Source organism: Macrococcus bovicus (genome assembly GCF_004359575.1).
GTDB lineage: Bacteria > Bacillota > Bacilli > Staphylococcales > Staphylococcaceae > Macrococcus > Macrococcus bovicus.
The window spans coordinates 1-436 of record NZ_SCWF01000031.1 but is presented as its reverse complement, the minus strand read 5'-3'; the positions used below and the strand labels follow the sequence as shown (position 1 = coordinate 436).

1 tRNA gene and 1 rRNA gene are annotated in these 436 nt (G+C 41.3%); both read right to left on the bottom strand.

What is annotated here, in order from left to right:
* Positions 1-168: 168 nt before the first annotated feature.
* Positions 169-245 (bottom strand) — tRNA-Ile (locus ERX55_RS11280).
* A gap of 88 nt (positions 246-333) precedes the next feature.
* Positions 334-436: ribosomal RNA gene (locus ERX55_RS11275) — 16S ribosomal RNA — on the bottom strand; the annotation flags it as partial.

Here is a 436-nt window from a genome sequence, read left to right as displayed (position 1 = left end):
CATCCACCGTGCGCCCTTAATAACTTAATCTGTTATTAATAATGTGATGTCTGTATGAATACAGACGCGCGATTTTTTTGAGAATTCAATCAATGAACTCACTCGGTTTTGCTTGGTAAAATCTTTTTCTTCTTGCTTTATCTAGTTTTCAAAGTACAATTTTTTAAATGGTGGGCCTAAATGGACTCGAACCATCGACCTCACGCTTATCAGGCGTGCGCTCTAACCAGCTGAGCTATAGGCCCATTTGAATGAATGAACATTCAAAACTGAATACAATATGTCAGACGTCATTCCGAAGGAATTAATATTCCTTTTCCGTATTATCCTTAGAAAGGAGGTGATCCAGCCGCACCTTCCGATACGGCTACCTTGTTACGACTTCACCCCAATCATCTGTCCCACCTTCGACGGCTAGCTCCTGTAAAGGTTACTC